This window comes from Pontibacter korlensis (assembly GCF_000973725.1).
Taxonomy (GTDB): Bacteria; Bacteroidota; Bacteroidia; order Cytophagales; family Hymenobacteraceae; genus Pontibacter; species Pontibacter korlensis.
Window position 1 is genome coordinate 4,586,951 of record NZ_CP009621.1, and the last position, 21,403, is coordinate 4,608,353.

General features: G+C 47.7%; 23 protein-coding genes, 1 tRNA gene and 1 pseudogene. 11 read left to right on the forward strand and 14 right to left on the reverse strand.

What is annotated here, in order from left to right; translation table 11 throughout:
* Positions 1-35: 35 nt before the first annotated feature.
* The 8 genes from PKOR_RS19745 (at position 36) to PKOR_RS19790 (ending at position 7,855) form a co-directional block, all read left to right on the forward strand.
* Positions 36-1,175: a hypothetical protein gene (locus tag PKOR_RS19745; protein WP_235336847.1), complete on the forward strand. Its 1,140-nt coding sequence runs from the start codon at positions 36-38 to the stop codon at positions 1,173-1,175.
* 220 nt (positions 1,176-1,395) lie between these two features.
* On the forward strand, positions 1,396-2,286 hold the full coding sequence (locus PKOR_RS19750; protein ID WP_046312965.1) for a transglutaminase-like domain-containing protein: 891 nt from the start codon (positions 1,396-1,398) through the stop codon (positions 2,284-2,286).
* Between the two features lie 109 nt (positions 2,287-2,395).
* Positions 2,396-2,467, forward strand: a tRNA-Glu gene (locus PKOR_RS19755).
* 1,071 nt (positions 2,468-3,538) lie between these two features.
* On the forward strand, positions 3,539-4,426 hold the full coding sequence (locus tag PKOR_RS19765) for an EamA family transporter (RefSeq protein ID WP_262501874.1): 888 nt from the start codon (positions 3,539-3,541) through the stop codon (positions 4,424-4,426).
* Positions 4,414-4,953: a prolyl-tRNA synthetase associated domain-containing protein gene (locus PKOR_RS19770; RefSeq protein ID WP_046312967.1), complete on the forward strand. Its 540-nt coding sequence runs from the start codon at positions 4,414-4,416 to the stop codon at positions 4,951-4,953. The genes PKOR_RS19765 and PKOR_RS19770 overlap by 13 nt, the downstream gene beginning before the upstream one ends.
* Positions 4,954-5,075: 122 nt before the next feature.
* Positions 5,076-6,225 (forward strand): IS3 family transposase gene (locus tag PKOR_RS19780; protein WP_148561753.1). Its coding sequence is split into 2 segments (ribosomal slippage): positions 5,076-5,348 and positions 5,350-6,225, totalling 1,149 coding nucleotides; the frame shifts between segments, so codons are not numbered across the junction.
* Between the two features lie 98 nt (positions 6,226-6,323).
* Positions 6,324-7,196 carry a hypothetical protein gene (locus tag PKOR_RS19785; protein ID WP_046312971.1) on the forward strand — a complete coding sequence of 291 codons (873 nt, stop codon included), beginning with the start codon at positions 6,324-6,326 and terminating at the stop codon, positions 7,194-7,196.
* Positions 7,193-7,855, forward strand: coding sequence for a recombinase family protein (locus PKOR_RS19790; RefSeq protein WP_046312973.1), 663 nt, complete (start codon positions 7,193-7,195; stop codon positions 7,853-7,855). The genes PKOR_RS19785 and PKOR_RS19790 overlap by 4 nt, the downstream gene beginning before the upstream one ends.
* Positions 7,856-8,146: 291 nt before the next feature.
* On the opposite strand, the gene PKOR_RS19795 is transcribed toward PKOR_RS19790, so the two are convergent.
* From PKOR_RS19795 to PKOR_RS26020, 8 genes and pseudogenes are all read right to left on the reverse strand, one after another.
* Positions 8,147-8,704 carry a hypothetical protein gene (locus PKOR_RS19795; RefSeq protein WP_046312975.1) on the reverse strand — a complete coding sequence of 186 codons (558 nt, stop codon included), beginning with the start codon at positions 8,702-8,704 and terminating at the stop codon, positions 8,147-8,149.
* Positions 8,704-9,678 carry an RHS repeat-associated core domain-containing protein gene (locus PKOR_RS23705; RefSeq protein ID WP_052738970.1) on the reverse strand — a complete coding sequence of 325 codons (975 nt, stop codon included), beginning with the start codon at positions 9,676-9,678 and terminating at the stop codon, positions 8,704-8,706. The genes PKOR_RS19795 and PKOR_RS23705 overlap by 1 nt, the downstream gene beginning before the upstream one ends.
* A gap of 215 nt (positions 9,679-9,893) precedes the next feature.
* Positions 9,894-10,760 carry a toxin-antitoxin system YwqK family antitoxin gene (locus PKOR_RS23710; protein WP_052738971.1) on the reverse strand — a complete coding sequence of 289 codons (867 nt, stop codon included), beginning with the start codon at positions 10,758-10,760 and terminating at the stop codon, positions 9,894-9,896.
* Positions 10,753-11,640, reverse strand: a complete 888-nt coding sequence (locus PKOR_RS19810) for an RHS repeat domain-containing protein (protein WP_200897392.1) — start codon at positions 11,638-11,640, stop codon at positions 10,753-10,755. The genes PKOR_RS23710 and PKOR_RS19810 overlap by 8 nt, the downstream gene beginning before the upstream one ends.
* Positions 11,604-12,182 carry a transposase gene (locus PKOR_RS24865; protein ID WP_071843169.1) on the reverse strand — a complete coding sequence of 193 codons (579 nt, stop codon included), beginning with the start codon at positions 12,180-12,182 and terminating at the stop codon, positions 11,604-11,606. Before PKOR_RS24865 ends, PKOR_RS19810 begins: the two co-directional genes overlap by 37 nt.
* Positions 12,183-12,260: 78 nt before the next feature.
* Entirely contained in the window at positions 12,261-12,701 is a 441-nt protein-coding gene (locus PKOR_RS24870; protein WP_052738972.1) for a hypothetical protein, read from the reverse strand.
* Between the two features lie 19 nt (positions 12,702-12,720).
* Entirely contained in the window at positions 12,721-13,032 is a 312-nt protein-coding gene (locus tag PKOR_RS25695) for a hypothetical protein (protein WP_235337593.1), read from the reverse strand.
* Between the two features lie 108 nt (positions 13,033-13,140).
* Positions 13,141-13,563 (reverse strand): annotated as a pseudogene (locus PKOR_RS26020) (transposase); the annotation flags it as partial.
* Here PKOR_RS26020 and PKOR_RS19820 point away from each other — a divergent pair.
* On the forward strand, positions 13,447-14,670 hold the full coding sequence (locus tag PKOR_RS19820; protein ID WP_046312155.1) for an IS256 family transposase: 1,224 nt from the start codon (positions 13,447-13,449) through the stop codon (positions 14,668-14,670). The pseudogene PKOR_RS26020 and the gene PKOR_RS19820 sit on opposite strands and share 117 nt — an antisense overlap.
* Before the next feature lie 720 nt (positions 14,671-15,390).
* The gene (locus tag PKOR_RS19830; protein WP_046312979.1) at positions 15,391-15,846 is read left to right on the forward strand and encodes a DUF4369 domain-containing protein; all 456 of its coding nucleotides are present in this window, start codon (positions 15,391-15,393) and stop codon (positions 15,844-15,846) included.
* Positions 15,847-16,421: 575 nt separating this feature from the next.
* Here the strand turns inward: PKOR_RS19830 and PKOR_RS19835 are convergent.
* Together PKOR_RS19835 and PKOR_RS19840 are read right to left on the reverse strand one after the other, a co-directional pair.
* Complete coding sequence (locus tag PKOR_RS19835) at positions 16,422-16,787, reverse strand: HIT family protein (RefSeq protein WP_046312981.1); 366 nt, start codon at positions 16,785-16,787, stop codon at positions 16,422-16,424.
* Positions 16,784-17,794, reverse strand: a complete 1,011-nt coding sequence (locus PKOR_RS19840; RefSeq protein ID WP_046312983.1) for an HNH endonuclease — start codon at positions 17,792-17,794, stop codon at positions 16,784-16,786. Before PKOR_RS19840 ends, PKOR_RS19835 begins: the two co-directional genes overlap by 4 nt.
* A 99-nt stretch (positions 17,795-17,893) precedes the next feature.
* On the opposite strand from PKOR_RS19840, the gene PKOR_RS19845 reads away from it, so the two are divergent.
* Positions 17,894-18,229: a hypothetical protein gene (locus PKOR_RS19845; protein WP_046312985.1), complete on the forward strand. Its 336-nt coding sequence runs from the start codon at positions 17,894-17,896 to the stop codon at positions 18,227-18,229.
* 22 nt (positions 18,230-18,251) lie between these two features.
* Here the strand turns inward: PKOR_RS19845 and PKOR_RS19850 are convergent, their stop codons facing one another.
* The 4 genes from PKOR_RS19850 to PKOR_RS25120 form a co-directional block, all read right to left on the reverse strand.
* The gene (locus PKOR_RS19850; protein ID WP_046312987.1) at positions 18,252-18,518 is read right to left on the reverse strand and encodes a transposase; all 267 of its coding nucleotides are present in this window, start codon (positions 18,516-18,518) and stop codon (positions 18,252-18,254) included.
* Positions 18,519-19,000: 482 nt separating this feature from the next.
* Positions 19,001-19,237 (reverse strand): BBE domain-containing protein, encoded by a 237-nt coding sequence (locus PKOR_RS25355; protein ID WP_052738974.1) that lies wholly within the window; start codon positions 19,235-19,237, stop codon positions 19,001-19,003.
* Positions 19,238-19,255: 18 nt separating this feature from the next.
* Positions 19,256-19,426: a hypothetical protein gene (locus tag PKOR_RS25360; RefSeq protein ID WP_200897394.1), complete on the reverse strand. Its 171-nt coding sequence runs from the start codon at positions 19,424-19,426 to the stop codon at positions 19,256-19,258.
* A gap of 368 nt (positions 19,427-19,794) precedes the next feature.
* Positions 19,795-21,360, reverse strand: coding sequence for a HAMP domain-containing sensor histidine kinase (locus PKOR_RS25120; protein WP_071843170.1), 1,566 nt, complete (start codon positions 21,358-21,360; stop codon positions 19,795-19,797).
* Between the last annotated feature and the right edge of the window lie 43 nt (positions 21,361-21,403).

Genomic DNA, 21,403 nt, shown 5'->3' on the forward strand with positions numbered 1-21,403 from the left:
ATTAAACCAACCTTATACATTTTAGAGACGAGTTGATGATTTTGTGCCGCTTGGTGCGTGAGTACCCCTTATCACGCAAAACCTTAATAAAGATTTACAAGAGTAAAACTTCTTCACACCCTTTACTTCGTTATACTTCTGGTGCCGCCATTATTTGCGCCCTGGCTTTAACCTCTTGTGCCCCACAAGAGCAGGATGTTAATGCCACAGCCCTTGTAACTGAACCTGAAGTTTCCGCAGCGCCTGAACCGGCTTCTGCCCCAGTTAACACAGACACAACCACAACTGCAGCAGTTGTTAGGCCTGTAGCACCAGAAAAAGCAGCAGTAGAGAGAGCATCAGTTGAAGAGACAGCAAAGCCCGAAAGTTATCCTGGTCCTGCGCCGCTGCCTGGGGCTATACTTCCGGGAAAGCGTATCATAGCCTACTATGGCAACCTGCTCTCCAAACGCATGGGTATACTAGGCGAACTACCTCCAGAGCAGATGCTAGCTAAGTTAGACGAGGAAGTAGCGAAATGGGCTAAAGCCGACTCACTAACTCCTGTTCAGCCCGCCTTACATGCCATTGTGGTAACAGCCCAGGGACACCCGAGTGCAGGTGGCAAGTATAGACTGCGGATGACGCACAAAATGATTGATGATGTACTAGAGCTTGCCAAACAACGGGATGCCATCGTTTTTCTGGATATACAAGTTGGGCAAAGCACCTTACAGCAAGAGATTCCTCCGTTAGAAAAGTACCTGAAGATGCCTAACGTGCATTTAGGTATAGACGCTGAGTTTTCGATGAAAGAAGGCGGAATACCGGGTCGCAGCATTGGCACCTTTGATGCGGAAGATATCAACTATGCCACAGGTTATCTGGCAGACTTGGTGAAAACACATAATATTCCGCCTAAGCTGCTCATTGTGCATCGCTTTACACAGCGCATGATCACCAATTACGAGAACATCAAATTGAGACCCGAAACGCAGGTAATTATGCATATGGATGGCTGGGGATCTCCGGCACTTAAAAAGGATACCTTCCGACGCTACATCCAGAAAGAACCTGTTCAGTTTACTGGCTTTAAGCTGTTTTACAAAAATGACCTTCGCAAAAGCCCACGCCTAATGACGCCGGAGGAAATTTTAGGACTTAAGCCTACACCTCTTTATATTCAATACCAGTAAGCTTACAAAGCAAATCACTGGTAATCAGTCATTTTTTAAATTAAAAGATTAAACAATAAAGTAAAGCGACTGTAGCTTCGGACAGGAACGGCGAAAAAAAGTAAAAAAATCCAGTTGCTAAGGAGCAAAAAGGCCTGGATTTTGCGTTAGTTCAGTATAGAGTCAATAGAAATTACCTTCGACTCCTATCCGAAGCCGCCAAACCTCTAACAGGACCCATATGACGCACTTCATACACCACAATCTACTGAACTTTGCAGTGCGGTTCATCCAGATTATTATTGTCTTCCCGATGGCCGTTTTGTTGAGCTTCTACATAGAGCCCTACAACTCCATGGACTATGAGTTGCACTTTCTGCTATGCCTAATGGTAGCCGCAGCCGTTTCGGTACTGGTTACAAAGTATAGCCGAAAGCTAATAGTGCTCATGTTCATCGCTATTCTGGGGATGTTCGCCTTTAACAGCACTTTCAAAGCACAGACCTTTGAAGGCATCTACGACGATTACAACTCCATGCTGGTAAACATGACAAGCAACCCACACAAGGTTTCTTACTTTAAACCAGTTCGTGGCACATATTTTCAGAACCAGCGAGTTAAAAGTGCGATGCAGCCAACTCATCCTAAAGTACGAGCCTTTGCAGTGGAGAACTCTACCCGCTACTTTCATGATGAGTATTATCGTAAGTTTGGTAAGATGACCCGCTATTTCTCACTGTTCAAGCACATCCGCCTGAACTGGAGATATGTGAATGATCCTTTGGGAATGGACTACTACTCCCCTCCTACTGAAAGCATGCAACTTTTAGCAGGCGACTGTGATGACTATGCTATACTTATGGCTTCATCCATTATGTCTATTGGTGGAGAGGCGCGCGTTGTAATCTCACCTACACATATGTATACTGAGGTAAAGGTAGGACATGTGGATGACCTGGAGAAAATCAGTTATGCTGTACGCACGCTTTTCCCGGACGAAGTTGCAGGAGGTAAAATACACTTCCACGAAACAGGTGAAGATCTTTGGATAAATTTTGATTACACAGCCGACTATCCGGGCGGTCCGTTTCTGGAGCCAGAGTTGTATAGCGTGATATCCTTTGAGAAGTAAAAATTATTTCACTGTTTACCAGCCTCTTTCGCTGTAACATGCATTTTTTTAACGCTAGGGTATTGCAGTATCAAAAACACCCGCTATATTTGCATCACAATAAACGAACGGCCCGTTCGTCTAGGGGTTAGGACGCCAGATTTTCATTCTGGTAACAGGGGTTCGATTCCCCTACGGGCTACACGAAAGGCCTTCAGTTAACACTGAAGGCCTTTTTTTATGCACTTCGGACACTAAAGCTGTGCATCTTTGTTGTACGCTCCCCATAAGTAGGCTGATTAGACCCTTTACGGGAGCCAACACGTCTTAAATTCACCTTTTATCTTCTAGCGCTACGTGCTCCCACTCTCTTGACCTCATACCTCCTTCGAGTGCCTGGAGATACGTGTTAGAAGTAAAGCTGCTATACTGTATCACCAACTCATCTCATAAATCAAAATACTGGTTTGATTTGTGAGACGGCAATTCGGGACTTACTACACATAAATTTTGCATACTGCTTGTAAGTATCGCTAAAACGGCCGTTTCTTGATACAAGGAAAAGCGGTGGCGGCGGTTTGGTCCTTGTTTGCTCTACAGGTGTCTATGGTTTGGAATAGGCCAGCAGCCGGGAGCAACCCAAAGCAACCGTGGGCAACCAAGGGTAATATTTTAGCTGATCTACAAAACCTGTATCGGGGAAAATACGACTGGCACAGCTGGTTTGTACCGCTGTCCCAGCGTCCTGTCTTAGCGGCAGACGACGGCTGCTGCCTTAAAACTGCACTCCGCCTTAAACCCATCTCTAATCTACACAAAAGCAGTTATAGGAGAAGCCGCCTTTCCAGCTTCCTGGAAGGGGTACCGCTTTTGGTACTATAGCAGGAGCAGCAACACTTAGTAGGTTGCTTTCTATTGCTCCGGATAGATAGTATTTGGTTTCTCCAGTTAGCTTATCTGACCAACGGTAGCTGGATAAACGTTATAATCCCTATGTCTCAAAAAGAGAAAATTATAGAATTTCTCTTACCTTTACTGTCGCTATAATTAAGTTATATGTACAAATTATTCTCTTCAAATACTCCCCCCCCCGGTAGCCTAAAGGCTGAATAACCGGATTTTATCATTACTGCATTCTCACTCTTCAGTGAGGACATGTCTTCGTGCATCTTAATGTAATCATTCAGGGTTATTTAGCCTCATACATCGGTATTTGGTTAAATCTTATATTTCAATTAACAATCCTGAAGTGAAAAATCTTAAATATACAGTAATGGTTCTCATAGGGGGAGCTATGTACGGAACGATGTCTTCGGTCGTCAAATTGTTCCATTTGCGGGGATACAATGCTGCCGAGCTATCCTTCTCCCAGGCTCTTCTGGCAGCAATCTTTCTTGGGATGTGTCTATTGTTGTCCCGAGGAAAAGAAAGCTTAGGGCTCTCACGCAATGAACTTATGCCGCTCTTGGTGACAGGCGGTGCGATAGGGCTTACTAACTTCCTGTATTACCAATCTGTCAGCTACATTTCCGCCTCCCTGGCTATCGTGCTGCTAATGCAATTCACCTGGTTCAGCATTCTGCTGGAGTGGGCAGTTTTTCGCAAGAGGCCAAGCGTACTGGAACTCCTAACTGTTTTCTTCATCCTTGTAGGTACTGTGATGGCAGGAAACCTTTTCGATGCAGAAATATCATCGTTCTCCTGGACAGGAGTCATGTTGGCTCTTGGTTCATCTTTCACCTACGCCGTTTATATCGTAGCAAACAGCAGGGTTGGCAAAAATGTGGACTGGCTGCCTAAGAGCACGCTGATTATGGCGGGTTCCGCTTTGGCCATTTTTACCGTAAATGCGGAAACCATTATCACTGATAACCATTTCGGGTATGAGTTCCTGCTCATAGCGGTGTTTCTCGCTGTAGTGGGCACTACCATTCCGACAGCGCTTTTCGCAGCCGGTATACCAAAGATAGGTGCTGGCATCAGCTCCATACTGATGACCGTTGAGCTTCCCGTTGCCGTCTTGTGCGCAAGCATCGTCCTTAAGGAGCACACAAGCCCTGTGCAGCTGGCAGGCATCCTGATCATGCTGGCAGCGATCGCAGCGATGAACTACTACAAATCATTGAAAACCAGAAAAGCAAAACAAGTATGTTCTATATAAGCGAGGTGAAAAACACTGCTCCGGCTGAGTTTAAAACGGAGCTGCAGCAAATGGTCTATGCCACCCTGCAAAAAATCGGTGTACCCTTTGAACGCGTTGACACTGACGAGGCGATTTCGATGGAGGACTGTGTTCTCATCAATGAAAAGCTGGATATGCAAATGGTGAAGACCCTTTTCCTTTGCAATCGGCAGCAAACAGATTTTTATGTTTTTGTCACTACCGCAGATAAACCCTTCAGGGCAAAGGAGCTAAGTGCCGCCTTGAATATTCCGCGTCTGTCGTTTGCCCCTGTGGACTTACTCGAAAAGATGCTTGGGACAAAAGTGGGAGCGGCTACCATCTTCAGCGTTATGTTGGACACAAGCAATGCTGTACAGGTACTGCTCGATAAAGACGTCGTATCAGCGGAGTATTATGGCTGCAGCGATGGCACAACAGAAGGTTATATGAAGATTAAGGCCGAATATATAACCAATGATTTCCTTCAGTATGCTAAGCACAAACCGATAGTTGTTGAGGTATAATTTGTCTTTTGATAGGCACCAACAGAAAACTAGTTGTTCTTTCTGTTGGTGCTTTTGTAAGTACCCCTAAAATCGAGACAGTTTAAAAGTAGACAAAAAGGTTATACATTTAAACTGCAAAGATGAAGAAGACACAATTCACCGAGAGCCAGATCATTAAGGCACTCAAGGAGCATGAGGGTGGACGGAAGGCCGAGGACATCTGCCGGGAGCTCAATGTCAGCCGAGCCACCTTTTACCGGTGGAAGAGCCAGTACGGGGGCATGGACATCTCGGAAGTGAAGCGGCTAAAGGAACTGGAAGAGGAAAATGCCCGGCTCAAAAAGATGTTTGCCGACCTGAGCATCAGCCACGAGATCCTTAAGGAGGTCATCACAAAAAAAGGCTGTCAGCCACGGGCAGCAAAGGCAGCTGACCGAGGAGATCATCTCGGATTATGGCCTGAGTGTTGCCAGGGCCTGCCAGCTGACTGGCCTTGCCCGCTCTCAGTTTTACTACAGGAGCCGAAAAGATGACACCGAAGTGATAGCCGCCCTGCAGGAGCTGGCCGATGCCCATCCCACTTATGGCTTCCGCAAGCTGCTGGCCTACCTGAAGCGGGCTGGCAAGACGTGGAACCACAAGCGGGTGTATAGGGTCTACAGGCTGCTCAGGCTCAATAAGAAGAGAAGGGGCAAGCGAAGGCTGCCGGCACGGGTGAAACAGCCCTTAGTGCAGCAAAGCCAGCTCAACAGCAGCTGGAGCATGGACTTTATGAGTGACAGCCTGGCCTCGGGCAACAGGTTCAGGACCTTGAACGTGATAGACGACTGCAACCGAGAAGCACTGGCCATAGAGGTGGCCACTTCCATTTCCTCCAAAAGAGTGATCCGGACGCTGGAGCAACTCATCGACTGGCGGGGAAAACCGGTAGCCATCCGGGTGGACAACGGACCAGAGTTCACCAGCGCTGATTTTACCGGTTGGTGCAGGGAGAAGGAGATCCATGTGCAGTATATCCAGCCCGGCAAGCCGATGCAGAATGGCTATATTGAGCGCTTCAACGGCAGCTACCGCAGGGAGGTACTCGATGCTTACCTGTTCCTCGAGCTGGAGGAGGTCAGGGAGCTGACCGAGCAATGGGTGGAGGAGTACAACACCAGAAGGCCGCACGAGGCGCTGGGCAACCCGACACCGAGCGAGTGGCCACTCAGGAACAGAAGTGGAAATATGGAAAACTCCACCTCTGCCTCAGTGCCTACCCCAGAAGTTTACCACATTACCACTCCATAGTGGTGGTAGTAAGGAGTGAGAAATGTCTCGTTTAGACTGTCCGAAAAATGGGGTACTTACACTTACAAATCCTTATCTTTATATATAGCCCTTCCCCAATGACACAGAAAGAAAAACTAGACCTCATCATGAGGCGGCTCTTTGAGCTACGGGACGATAAATACTCTCACACCCTAACCTCCATCATGAAGGAACTCGATATCTACGAAACTGATTCGGACATGCGCCGCCTGGCCACACGACTGGAGGATGAGCTTCTTGCTAAAGGGACGTGGGTAAGAGAAGGGGTTTATATTAAAATCACTACTCACGGCATCGACTATTACGAACAAAACCTATCGCGCGGCATGAAGCAATCCGAGAAGCTGGATAGAGTGCTGCGCTGGCTCTATGACCGTCGTGACCAGGAAGGGCTGGTTGGAAACCTGGAGCCGATCATGCAAGAGCTGGGCATTTACCAGGGTAGAGAGGAGGCCGAGCGCATAGCAAATGAACTTACCCGGCTTGACCTTGCAACTATCTTCCCGGTATCAGACGGAGCGGGTATTGTACGGGGAATCACGCCCAAAGGGATTAGCTACTGCGAGGGTGAAACCTTCTCTCAACCTAGCCAACCTGACGCCTCAGTGCAGTACGTTTTTAACGGTAATTTCCATGCAAACAATGCTGTGTTAGGGAATGGCAATTCACACATCCAACAGTCAAGCTCCACCTCGACCAAAGAAGCCGAAGACCTGATTAAGGCGGTAAGAGAAGAGCTCCAGAAGAGCACAGAACTGAGCGAGGAGGAGAGAGAGTCATCCCTGGAGTGCGTTGACGATATTGAGGATAGCGTTAAGGCAAAGAAGACGGTCCGTAAGTACCAGTGGAGTACACTGCTTAATAATACATCCAAGGCCTTCGACATTTACTCAAAGGTAGAAAAGCTGTGGCAAGCGGTTGAAGCCGCTTCACAAACACCGACACCATGAAACAGTACATTGCTTATTTCCGGGTATCAACCAAAAAGCAGGGCGAGAGCGGACTAGGCATGGAAGCCCAGCAGCACGCGGTGCGCTCCTTTCTCAAACCAGGTGATGTGATAGTCGAGGAGTACGTGGAAGTGGAGAGTGGCAAGCGCAACAACCGGGCACAGCTGCAGGCCGCCATCGACCACGCCAAAAGAATCAAAGGCACCTTGCTCATCGCCAAGCTCGACCGCCTGAGCCGCAACGCCGCCTTTATCTTTACGCTAAGGGACAGCGGGGTAAACTTCAAGTGCGCTGATATCCCTGAGGCCAACACGCTCACCATCGGCATCTTCGCGGTACTGGCCCAGCATGAGCGGGAGCTGATCAGTAAGCGTACCAAGGATGCGCTGGCTGTCAAGAAGGCGCAAGGGGCCAAGCTGGGCAACCCAGAGAACCTGACTGTACTGGCCCGTAAGAAAGGGGAATATATGCGCATTAGGAAGGCAGAGGAGAACGCTAACAACAGACGCGCCTCTGCCCTGATCCAGTCCTACCGGGTGCAAGGCATGCCATGGTCACAGATCGCCCGCAAGCTCAATGAGGCAGGTTTCAAAGCTAGTAGGGGAGGCGCATTCCAGGCAATACAGGTACAGCGCATTCACCAGCGTCTTACTGATTAATTCCATCCAAAAGGATTAAGCCCTCTCGCCCGGTGGAGTACGCCAGGGTGTTCACAGTGGATAACCCTTCCAGGGTTACCCCACAATGAACACCCATAGTAGTGGTGGTAGAAGTGATTTGAAATTTGTTGTATCCTCTACTCCTAAACAGCTCTAAAATAGGGGATCCGAGTCTAGGATACTCTGTCAAAAAGCAGAAGCCCAAACCTAGACGGAAAGGGCATCTGCTTTTATACTAGAACGAAAACAGGGCTAAAAACCTGTAGCAGCGGAAGAATGCTTGGATTAGCGTTATTCCTCATAATTGCAACTCAAACATGTCCAGATTACACCTTCAGGGGTTATATACTTTATTATACCATGTTTATAGTTCCAATAAATTACTTCTTGGTTATCTGAATCTTTTTTACTTATAGTATTCCTAAACATGTATGTGCCATCCTGCATAACACTCATTAATTCAGAAGGGTTATCATTTCTGAATTTTTTACTAAAAAAGATATTATAGAAAATATAGAGAGATGTTGAATCAGGCTCATTCTTGTATAAGTGAATAAACGGCCTTGTGTTCATTTGTCCATTTGGAAGTTTTTTTCGTGCATAATATATCTTACCATTTAGCGGTGTGTACTTCCCGGAATGTGCAAGGGGGTTCCATTGAGCATGGCTAATAGTTTTATCTACAATGTACACTGTATCGAGATCGCCTTTACTTGATTGAAATATCAGCGTATCACCTTCCTTATATACATCAAGAAGCGACAGTTCAAACTTATTGAAATCAAGTTTTTTAGTGCATGACGTGAACAGCACAACGAGGAGCATTATAGATACTTGTAAGCTTTTCATTATTCTATCACATTAACATTTATCCCAAGACCTTTCCAGTATTCAATGAAATTATTTAGCCAGGTTTCTGCCTCATGCCCCCCTAGAGCACTATTATAGTTATCTCTTTCCACTCCCCATTCGGCTCCTTCTATTTGAGAGTAATTTGATCGGCCAAACAAATAAGCTAACCAGCCTTTTGAAGAAACTTTATCGCTTCTTGTAGAAAATTGTCTCCCTTTTACACCTTGAGGATGTCTGAATCTACCCGGCTGGTGTGGAGAAACGTAATCGACAAACTCAAGTAGCCCGCCGAATTTTTCATGTTTTGCCAATGTTGAGGCAATCCCGGCCGCAAATGCTGCACCTTGGCTATGTCCCACGATTTTGATTGTTTCCCCATCTTTTAGTTCGATATTCCCTGCTTCTAAAGATTTTATTAAATTCTCTCCAGCTTCTATACCTGCTTCATATCTAGCATTAGCTGTAGATTTCGGAGTAAAGGACCCATCAATATACTGTGCGTTGTCATCGGTATATGCATTCATATAGGCGCCTGCTAAATTTTGCCAATAACCATCATTATCCGTAGATGAGAAACTTCTTCCTGAAGTAGTATTTAAACTCTCATGAAAAGAATGATTATTAGGTCTTGTACCATAGCTATTGGGTACATGAGTGGGCATTTTAGTCGAAATCCATTGAGAAGGAACAAACCCATTAACAAAAATGAATAGCCTACCGTCAGTATCTATTGCATTAACAGGCGTATTTCCTGCATATTGGTATATAGTTAAAGAGAAGTAGTTTTCGGCCAGTGGGTCCACCACATGCCACCTGCCGATCTGGGCGTCGTACATCCTGGCCCCGTAGTCGTGCCAGTTCAGCCCTAGCTCTTGTTGCTTCTCCTTGCCGTTGTACTGGAACTTATGATCCGGCGATCCCTGCTTCTCAATACCCACAAGATTCAGCCCCCAGGGGTCGTAGTACTCCAAAGTGCAAGAATGCGCCCGGCCGGCGCACCCCCTGCTGTTAAATATAGCGGTTTTCTATTTGGAGGGGAAGTCGCTATTCTCGGGCCTTCGTTCTAAGGGCTGGGACAGTAGGAACGGTTTGATTTCGGTTTAAAATAGGGTTGATTTTAGTTTGGTCAAGCGGTAGTGCAGGACCATTTTATCCAGCAGCAACATGAAGGAGCACAAACTCTGCTTCACCTCACAAAAAGCTTCTTTGTGAAGAAACTACGACGCTCACGTCGGACGAAGGCTGTATCGCTTTTTACCAAGTCAATAAAGTCATCTACTCGTCCCCGCAACATATGGCGCCCCCTACTACTTGCAACAAAGGTATAGGTAGCTTTGAAGTCCTTACCAAGGATCGTATCCTGCTGACTCTTATCAACTAGCTTGTAAAATTCATCATATCCACCTACGAGCATCTGCATGTCCTTTTTAAGCACAGGTGTCTCAAGCGTGACAGTTACTTGGCAGGTATCACCCAGCTCAAGTGTATCGCAGTTGCTGCTTACGCTCAAGTAATAGCTGTTGTCCTTGATAATCTTCCCCCTTTCATCAAACCTGAGCACCTGACTTATTTCTTCCTTCCCATTCTGCTCGTAAATATTAACCACCTTGCTTTCCATTGACTCCAAGCTTCCATCTTCACGATAAAATTTCCCCCAGCCAACCCTTTTGCCATCTTTGTAGGGAACCATCTTTTCTAACTTGCCATTAGGGTAATAACACCTTGAAACTCCGTTCAAGCGCCCTTCCTTAAAATTGACTTCGCCTTGTAAAGAACCATTCTCGTAGTAGTCGGAAAGGGATCCATGGTTTTTACCATGCTTATAGTAGCCTACTATTTTGGTTTTTCCGGTTGGGTAATACTCCACCCTCTTGCCGTGCCAAGCACCGTCAAGTACTTCGGTTTCGGCTTTCAACTGCCCGCTAGGATAATACTCACGCTGTACGTAGCTCCTTTTTTCTGTGCAGGCAAAACAAAGCATAATCAAAACCAAAGAACACCTTGTAACACTCAAGTAAATGAAACCAGACGAATTACCTTTCTTTTTACTCATAATCTTGTGGGTTAAGTTTTACTTTTTCTACTACTCTTCGGGATCTGCCAGACGCATCAGTTTTATAGGAGGTTTGCCAAGCGGAATCCTGAGGAGTCGTATCGTCCTTCTTTGGCTCAACTTTTTTGGTGCTCTTATAAGCATCAGCTGCTTTGTCTACCAACTTTGACACTGTCTCCCCTTTTTGAGCAGCCTCATTAAGAAAGTTAACAGCCTCCACTGTCTTTGTGACTGTCTCTATGGTTTTGTCTGATTTTTTGAAAGGGTTTTTCTGTCCAGCAACACCAGGCATATTAGTAACGTCCGTTTCATCTTGTGAATTTCTTCCACTAGACTCATTACCACTGCTCCCACCTATATCATTGGTCAAACGAGTACCTGTAAGTAATACAGAAACATCGTTCGCCAAACTTATAAAACTGCTTTTCAGACTATTTACCCCACTATTTAAAGAGCTTTTCACAGAATTCCCCATAGAGTTAAAGGTACCCTCGATAACCTGCAGCTCCTTAAGTAGCTCGGGAGGACAACCGTTACAACCTGCTGGAGCCATTCCATCCGGGTCGATGAACCTGATCGGATTGTCAAATGCGTAATTGTATGGCGAGTGACGGCGCATTTGGTCCGCCAGCGGATCCACGACATGCCACCTGCCGATCTGTGCATCATACATCCTAGCCCCGTAGTCTGTCCAGTTCAGCCCCAGCTCCGTCTGCTTCTCCTTGCCGTTGTACTGGAACCTGTGGTCCGGCGTCCCCTGCCGCTCTATGCCCACTAAGTTGAGGCCCCAAGGGTCGTAGTGCTCCAGAATACAAAAGCGTGCCCGGTCAGCGCGCCCTTCTGTTAAATATAGCAGTTTTCTATTTGGAGGGAAAGCCACCACTCCTGGGCCTTGTCATTTGGCAGATTGGGACGGTGGAAACGGTTTGGTTTTGGTTTGAATAGCGGTTGATTTCGGGTGCCAGAGGTTTGAATTGTGTTTGGGACAGTAGCCAGCAACCAGCAGGGAATACTACGACTAACTTCTAGAACCTGTATTGGGAAAATGGCCCTTTTGTTGTAAGACTCATGCCAGAACAGCAAAAGGGCCAGCAAATAGAAATATAGAAATGACACAGGTGCCTGTTGCACAACGCCCTCGTATCTTCCGACTACTATTCCTTTTTCTACGGTTACCTTTTGGTTTGGCCAGAAATGTAAGCAAAAAACGTCCTCCTGCTCGGGCCTGGGCAGGAGGACGACGGCTGTTTGGCTCCTTCTGGGGGTGAAGTGCAGCAGTTTCTGCAGGTTGTAGGCCGCAGCAGCCACAAGCATTCCTTTGTGGGCCAGCTCCAGGCCGTGGGTGTTGACTTTTCGCATGCCCATATGATTTAATAAGGTACCCAGCACGGGCTCCACCGTGGCCTGCCGCAGCCGCTTCATGCGCCGCCCCCAGCGGCTGCTAATCCGGGTGATGGTCCGTTCGTACTCATCGCGGAAGGAGGTGATGGCGATTCTTTTCTAGGGCAGTTTGCCGCAGCAGCTCGTTTTCAGGGGGCAGTCCCTGCAGTCCTGACGCGAGGTGCGGTAGAACCTGAAGTGGGCCGGACCATCCTTGGTCTTGCTGATCTGCCGGCAAAAAACAACCTTCTTGCCCTCCGGGCACTGAAAGAAGTCCCCCTCCCTGTCATAGGTAAAGCCCTCGGGGGCGCCCCTGTACCGGCCGTTGGGCGGGATAAAGGCCGCGATGCCCTCTCCCTCCAGCAGCGAGGTGCACCTTAAGCTCTGCCCCTGCAGCCGGTGGGTGAGCCCTGTGAGCAGGCAGCGGCTGTCCTTGCGGTCAGCGTGGTCGGCCAGCACGTGGCTGATCACGTGGCGGTTGGTATCGACTGTCAGCTGCAGGTGGTAGCAGAGCCGGCGGGCCTTGCCGGGCTTGACGGCGATGCGGGCATCAGGGTCCACGGGCGAGTAGTGGGTTTTATTAGAAGTGTATTTGGCTCCCTTGTTGGAGCCGCCCGGACGTAGGTTTTGCTGGGCGCGCCACTTGCCGTGCAGGGCCTGGAGCCCGTCCAGCTCCGGCTGCCTGGCCGTGAGGGTGCGTTGCTCGGAGTGGGGCCTTATCGCACCTGGCCCGCCGGTCAGCGCTGCTGAAGATTCTTACCTGCCTAAGGCGGGCTTCGAGCTGCTCAGGGGGCACTTTCAGCTCCAGCGAACCCATCGAGGCGTTAGCCTTGACCAGGGCCGAATCAACAGCCTGGGTATGGCCAGCCACCATGCCGGCCTCCGTGCACATAGAAAGTACGCGGGTGAAAACTTCTTCAAAAAGCGCCGTGGGCAACAGCTGCCGGGTTCTGGAGACGGTCGAGTGCCAGGGAAGCGGCTCGTCGAGCTGGTAACCGAGGAAGTAGAGCAGGTCCAGGCGCAGGCTACAGTGCTCGATGAGACGGCGGTCAGAGTCAATGTTCTCCAGGCGCGCCACCAGGCAGAGCTTGAAGAAGACGACCGGGTCAATGGAGGGTTGGCCGCAGCGCCCGTAGTAGGGAGCCGTCAGCTCGTAGAGAAACTCTAGGTCGAGCCTGTCCTTGAGCCGCCGGTAGAAGTTGTGCGCCGGCACGTGCGCTGAGAGCGAGAAGCAAAGCTGCCGCTCGTGAGGGTGTAATGTCAACTGTGTCAAGGTTATTTGAGTATTACCTTTAACACAGTCAACATGGAAGAGAAAAACGAGCTGGATCTGGAGAGGATCAAGCGCCAGTTCCTGGAGGAGTTCCGGAGCGGCAAACCCACCTTCGGCAAAGACGGCGCCCTGGGCCCTCTGCTGAAACACTTCTTAGAGGCCGCCCTGGATGCGGAGATGGACCTGCACCTGAATGCTGAGCAGCGCCAGCAAGGCAACCGCCGCAACGGAAAGGTGAGCAAGCAGGTCCGCACCTCAGACGGCGTGATCGAGGTGGAATCATCCCGCGACCGCTCGGCAAGCTTCGAGCCGCAGATCATCAAGAAACGGGAAACGGTGCTGGCCGAGAACCTCGAGCCCCGCATCCTGAGCATGTACGGTCTGGGGATGAGCTTGCGGGACATCTCTGCTCATCTCAAGGAGATGTACGACATGGACATCTCCCACGACACCCTGGCCGCCCTCACCGAGAAGATCGTGCCCCAGGTCAAGGAGTGGCAGGCAAGGCCGCTGGACAGGCTCTACTGCATCGTCTGGCTGGACGCCATGCACTATAAGGTGCGGCAGGAAGGGCGGACCGTCTCCAAGGCCGTCTACAATATTTTAGGCATTGACCGCCACGGCCACAAGGAGCTGCTGGGCGTGTACGTCTCGGAAAGCGAGGGGGCTACCTTCTGGCTCAGTGTGCTTACGGACCTGCAGCAGCGGGGCGTCGCCGATATGCTCATCGCCTGCATTGATAATCTCAAGGGCTTTGCCGAGGCCATTACCAGTGTCTTTCCAAAAACTGAAGTGCAGAGCTGCATCGTGCATCAGATCAGAAACAGCCTCAAGTATGTGGCCTCCAAGGACCAGAAGGAGTTCATGCGGGACCTCAAGCCCGTCTACCGGGCAGAGTCAAAGGAACTGGCCGAGCTGCGGCTGCTGGAGCTGGAGGAGAAGTGGGGCAAGAAATACCCCAAGGTGCTCGAGAGCTGGCAGCGGAACTGGGACAAGCTCTCCACGTACTTTAAGTACACCGAGCCGATTCGCCACCTGATCTACACCACCAACACCATCGAGGGCTTTCACCGCCAGGTGCGCAAGGTGACCAAAACGAAGGGAGCTTTCCCCTCCGACATGGCCCTGTTGAAGCTGATTTACCTCTCGCACCAGAACATCAGCCGAAAGTGGGTCATGCCCCTTGCCAACTGGAGCCAGACAGCCCAGCAGTTGTCAATCTGGTTTGGGGACAGGATGCAGCTGGACTTGAAGTGAGACGCACTTCAAAAGTTTGGCCCTGTTGCTGTAAGGATTCACACCAGTACACCAACAGGGCCAGTAAACGATATGATAAGGAAATGACACAGTTTAGATTACACTCCCGTGGTGGCTCCTAATAGCAACGTTACCCATCTCCTTCCTACTTTTCTTTATGTGCTTCTATTTTTATGCTGTACTTTTTGACACCCCTACTAAAACTACTTTCTATGCCACTTTTCTTATATTCTTGATTCTCTCATTCTTTGAAGTCAGGTTCTTTGCACGAAAGTTTAGGTTTATTAGCATGGGTAAAATTACGCTCACAAATAGTGAGATTCAATTCAGTAAAAGTAAAACACGAATACCTGTTTCAGAGAGTACTACTATAAAAGTGAACAATGTTGGCGATAAACACTGGAAGTCAAACTTTAAGCCCCTGATGTGGTACAAGCAATTGTGCAGGTACGACCACCTATGGTACACTTCGGACCAAATTGACCTTTATGACTACTTAGAAGTCAATGGGCAAAGAGTATATGTTAAAATTTATAATGAATCAGATAAGCAAACTTTCTTAGAATTTGTGGAGAGACTTGAGCAGTTAAACGTGAAGCTAACCAAGAAAATAGAATAACTTTTGCCAACAGAGTTCAGCCTTAACCCTTGCTACGTTTCGGGCTTCGGCTGCACCAATACGTTGAGTGTAAGCTAAAGTATGAGCAACTTTTGAAACCTATGAACAAACTTTTACTACCAGCCCTCTTTTTTGGTCTGTTAACATTAAGCTACTGTGCAGGCAGGAAACATACTTCACCCTTGGGAAGCTATAAAATGACAGGCATTGTGAAGGGAGTGGCAGACGGTACTTGGATTTACCTGAAGAACAATGAGGGAAGCGGCCTAACACCTTTGTTGGATTCAGCTCTTGTCAAAAAGGAGCGCTTTGAGTTTCGGGGCCAGTTAAAAGATAAGGTACTGCAAACTATGGTTGGTTTCAAAGAGCCGTTCTACGATGCCGATGGCACTTTCAAAGGTTACAAGCTATCAGATGCGGCAATGCTCTGGCTTGAGAACAGCGATGTCAGGCTGGAAGGGGAAAAAGGAAGTCTTGAACCTTGGCATGTCCTACGCCGTCACCCCCGCCCTTGGCATCGAGGCGCGCTACAGCTACGGTTTCAACACCCTCAATGAGCATGACGAGATACCCAATCAGGAGGATCCCGGTAAGCCGTACGTGCTCAATAGGCCTGGGGGCAACAGGGTCCTGCAGTTCGGGCTTTCCTACACCTACGGCAGGTAGCGGGGCTCGCTTCTTTTCTGTCTCTCTTGGGAAAGTGCTAAAAGCCTTACCCCATCCAGGAGGTTGGAAAGGGGATTTGCTGTATAACACCTCTTATGTAAAGTAAGAAGAGTAGTGTACCTACTTATCGTCTACCTTCAGATAAACGCTTATAGCAGCCAAGTCAATGTGGATAAGGTTCGATAATTCCATCCTTCGGTCTACACGAAAGGCCTCCAGTGCACACTGGAGGCCTTTTTTTATACTCTTCGGACACTATTCGGACGCTAAAATTGTATTGAAAGTATTGTTTTAGGATCTAATCGTCGAATTCTTTGTGTATTTACATACCTGACAGCTTTTATCTTCTATCCTGTAAGTATCTACTGCATGCTTACACCCCTACACCTGCCTGCAGCGGATTGGCCCCATAACTTTCTATTTAGTAGATAAAAATAAATCCTTTAACCATCACTTATGGTAAACTCTAGTAGTACCCTTTACCGCTTATACAGTGTCTGATTCCTCCTCTAGGGTTCTCCATGTCTCCAGAATATCGTGGAATTACATGACAATGGAAATGCATCACTGTTTGCCCAGCTGTTTCTCCGCAGTTCATGCCAATGTTGTAACCATCCGGTGAAAGCTCCCTCTCTATTAATTTTCTAGCTGTTATAATAAGCTCTGTTAGTTCGCCCCTTTCATCTTCATCTAACTGAAAAAAATCAGTCTTTTCCTCATTGGAAATAATAAGCGTATGACCAGGAGATACAGGAAAAGCGTCTCTTATAAGGAAGAAGCTCTTCCCTCTATAAATGACCCTGTCTTCTGGTATTTTGCTAAACACACTCATGGCTTGTTGTTCAATTGGGTGATGAGTTTCTTGTAAAAGGGGTCCGTTGCCCGGTTGTACGTGGGACTATTTTCCCAGTACCTGTTGCCCAGCACCTGCCTAACATTCTCATAGTGATAGTAGGTGCTCTTTGCTCTGGCTACCTTTGTGGCACCCAGTGACGCTGATATCTTGTGCTTCCAGGGATGATTGCTCCCCATTATGTTCTCATTCCGGTCAATCAGCTTTTCAAGATAGTGCTTTCCCACCAAAAAATCTTCCTTATGGAGGTTACAGAGGCTGTGGCTCAGAACCAGGTTCCATATTTCATCATGCATTACAACCTGCCTTGGCAGCACATGGTCTACGTGGATGTCGGATGGAGCCATTTGCTCCCCACAGTAAAAGCACACATTCCCCTGATAGCCGTTCAGGAAGGGAATATTGCCTGTGATATTGGTTCTCTCGGTTCCCTTCTTGATGTATATCTCCCTTATGTCATTAGCCAAATCCCAGTTGTCATGGCCCATCTGGAAAGCACCCTCCAAAAGGCTCCACCTGGCATCAAGCTCCTTATAAAGCTCTCCGCTGCTGCTTTCATGGATCCTGAAGAGACTGTCGTGCAGGTACAGCTTCTTGCCATGGTCAAAGTGGTAGAACTTCTCGGCTCCCATCAGCTTGTTAACGCCTATGGTGTGGAACCTTGGGATCACATCGTTGAAAGCCTCACGCTCGACCATACCCAAGGCTTCCTCATAGGTAATAGTCCCTAACCTGAGTTGGGTGGTAATGCGCTCCATTACAGTCCTTCTGCTAGGATTAGATTGCTGGGGCAAGGGATTAGCAGAAAGCCGATTGATGTAGTTGTCAAGGTACGCTTTTGCTAAAGTAGACCACTCCAAGGACTCATTGTTATGCTTCGTTAGCTCCAGAAGAGTCTTACCAAGGGCAATCTTGTAGGTAGCCGCATTCAGACCATAAAGTATGATGGCTTTCCAATAATCTATATCCTCAAATCTGTCATGCATACACACCAATTTAGACCAAAAATAATAAATAGCTAATAGTGTAACATGTACTAAAGATATAAGATATATTATTAGCTATTCTGTAAAACCACAAGATGAATGGAGCAGGTTATTATCACTAGACAAGAGCTTTACAACATGGTCTGGAAAGAGCCGATGACCACACTAGCCAAAAGGTACGGCCTCTCTGATAACGGCCTCAGGAAGACTTGCATTAAGCTTCAGGTCCCGCTCCCCAAGGCAGGCCATTGGATGAAAGTGAAGGCAGGCAAGAAAGTCAGAGTGGCTCCCCTGCCCCTCCCCTACATAGGAGAGCAGGAGGTGAAGCTAACTGTCAGAGAAGACGGCGAGGCCTACAATCCAACAGGCCTGTCAGCACTAGTCAGGCTGCAGAGATGTAAGTACCCCATTTTTCGGACAGTGTTGGGAGTGTAAATGAGACTTTTCTCATCAGGCCCTAAACCTTCTTTTCTACCGCGTCCTTTAGCGCGTGGTGTACCAGGGAGAGCTTGGCGAACATCTTTTTGAGGCGGGCATTCTCCTCCTCCAGCTCCTTCATCCGCTTTAGCTCTTTTACTTCCAGGACCCCATAGCGCTGGCGCCATTTGTAGAAAGCGACCGTGGTGATACCAAGCTCCCGGCATAGCTCCTGGGCATTGCGCCCATTCTCGTGCACTTTGATAACCTTGATGATCTGTGTCTCGGTGAACTTTGTCTTTTTCATTCAATTTAGAATTAGTAGTTTTTCCAACTTTTAAATGGCCGAACTTCAGGTAAGCTTACAGTGATCTGCAATATCTATGTTATCGTAAACAAGGGCCATTGTTTATAATAATCTACCTCCAATATTTGGAACCTATTAGTTTTGAGGAAAAACTATCTTTAAAACAAAATTTTTAAAACTTCTCTCCTACCATCAGATAGTCAACTAGAGCCGTAAAATCAATGTGGATAAGGTTCAATAATTCAGTCCTTTGGTCTACAAAAAAGCCCTTCAACAGCAACTGAGGGGCTTTTTTTATTATCTGCGGACACTAGTTCCGCTCCCCTTCGTCATGGGTTAGTGACCGGTGCAATTTGTAATCTGCCTTTAACAGTTCAAACACTTTTACACATCATTCACCAACAGGGCTGTATAGCTGGCACAGCAATTAATATAAAGTAGACAGGAAAGATTTGCCAGAACAATAGCAGTTGCCTTTAAGGTTAAGGTACAATATTTTGGTTGATGTGGAATAGGTTTGTCGGGTCGTACTTTCTCTTCACCTGCACAAGCCGGTCATAGTTGTCCCGGTAGGTAGCTTTCACCCGCTCCTGGCCTTCCTCCATCAAAAAGTTTACACAGGTGCCGCCGAGGGAGTAGGGGTGAGTGGCATTCCAGTACGCCTTTGCCCAGTCTGTGATCCGCTTGTTGTTAGCCGGATCCAGATCAACACCTACCATCACCTCTGATCAGTTGGCCTACCGGAAGCTGAAAGCAGTATCATGCCTGCCCATCCGATTAACAGCTCCATCGATTGGGTACAGGTGCATGGATAATAGCATCGTGGGTAAGTCATTACCAAACCTGACATGCTTGGCAATAGCCTCATCGGCTATTGCCAAGCATGTCAGGTTTGGTAATTGCCTCATCGGCTATTGCTTTCACAAAGTCGCCCCGCCAGTACCAGTTGTACCCTTTCGGATAAAAAGCATCAAAGGCACTTTGTACGGAAAGATAAGGCATTGTACCTAAATGCTCAAACCGGGGAGGATGCGCTTCCCGCACCGGCCGCAGCAGCTCTTCGGCCTCTTCTTCTGCTCCGCAGTAGCACCATACCACCCCGCAAACTACTCTTAGTTCATAAACTGCATCGCCAACCCTTGGTGTGCGACTCTACTGCCTCATTATCCAAAGACATAGTTGGAGGGGAGAAAAGTACAGAATTCCTCCGAGTACTATTTTACGTTCGCATTCACTAAGCAATGGAGTAATGTGCCAATCACAATTACTCTGGCGCCTATTCTTTGGAATTATTGACCAAGGGCAGCCTGATAGTGAACTTTGTAAACTCTCCCTCCTGAGCCTCCACTTCCAACTCGCCGCAGTGTCCCTTGGTGATGATGTCGTAGCTGATAGATAAGCCCAAGCCTGTGCCCTCGCCAGCTGGTTTGGTAGTAAAGAAAGGCTGGAAGATCTTTCCAATTATTTGTTTAGGTATGCCTAAACCATTATCCTTTACCGATATCTCTACTGCATTTTTTAATTTCCTGGTCGTTACCTCCAACATTGGCTCAAATGCCTGCTTCGATTGTTTCTTCTTTTCTATAATGGAGTAGAAAGCATTATTGTAAAGGTTAAGCAGGACCCTTCCCAACTCTTCGGGAGCCACCTCCACCTTGCCTATACTTTCATCGAAGCAAATTCTAAACTTGATTTTGAATGTTTTGTCCTTTGCCCGTATACCATGGTAACTTAAGCGGAGATACTCGTCAGCCAAAGCGTTGATTTCAATAGGTTCTTTGTGGCCGGGGCCTGTTCTCGAGTGCTGCAGCATCCCTTTTACAATACCACCTGCACGCTTTCCATGTATATGAATTCTTTCCTCATTTGCCTTGATGTCCCTGGCCAGAGCAATAGCACCTTCTGTGTCGCCTCTCATCAATTCCTGTAGCATTTCCTCTATTAGTTCCTGGTTTGTCTCTGAGAAATTGTTGACAAAGTTAAGCGGGTTCTGAATTTCGTGGGCGATGCCGGCGGTGAGCTCACCGAGTGAAGCCATCTTCTCCTTATGAACCAGCTGCGCTTGCGTGTCTTTCAGTTCCTGCACCGTGTTTTTTAGAGTGTCATTGGTGGCAGCCAAGGTAAGGTTGGCCTTCCTTAGTTTTTTAGTAGTCTTGGATAAGTATTTAACCATTTTATTAAACGACTTCCCCAATTCACCGATCTCATCCCCGGTATCAGTTTTCACTCTTGTGCTAAAGTCTCCTTCTCCTACTCGTATGGCGGCATTTCGCAGGGCTAGCACTGGGTCAGAGATGTTTTTAGATAGCCAGAATCCGATGATGATGCCTATACCAAACACTACACCGCTTACCAAAAGCGAGGTGATCTTGATTCGCTCCTTGCTAGAGTTAATTACATCGGTGGAGAAACCTAACAGTATGGCACCAGTCATCATAGAGCTTTCAAAAGGAGAACGCTTAACTATGATTCTTTCATCTGTTACAGTAGCAGGACCATAAGTGTTGTTCTCTGGGTAGGTTTTGAAAAGCTTCTCACTGATAGTATATGACGTACGGGTATCATTCCAGAGTGTATCTGTTTGCAGCATACTGATGAACTCCAGCCGCGGGTCGCCTTTCACAAACTCCAGGGCTGTTTGAACACCCTCAAAATTCTGCTCGGTAATAGCTATCTTGACTCCCAATGAAACAGTATTGGCTAAGTTCTGTACTTCGTTGTTATAATTCCGCAAAAGGAGCTTTGCCTGCTGGTCTGGGAAATAAAAGAGTGTAAAGAAAGAGAACATCAACACGATGGTAGCAACTGTGAGCCATATCTTGGCTTTTAAGTTCATGATCATTTGCCACTCCTTTCAACTAAATTTACTACTATGTGATCGCCTT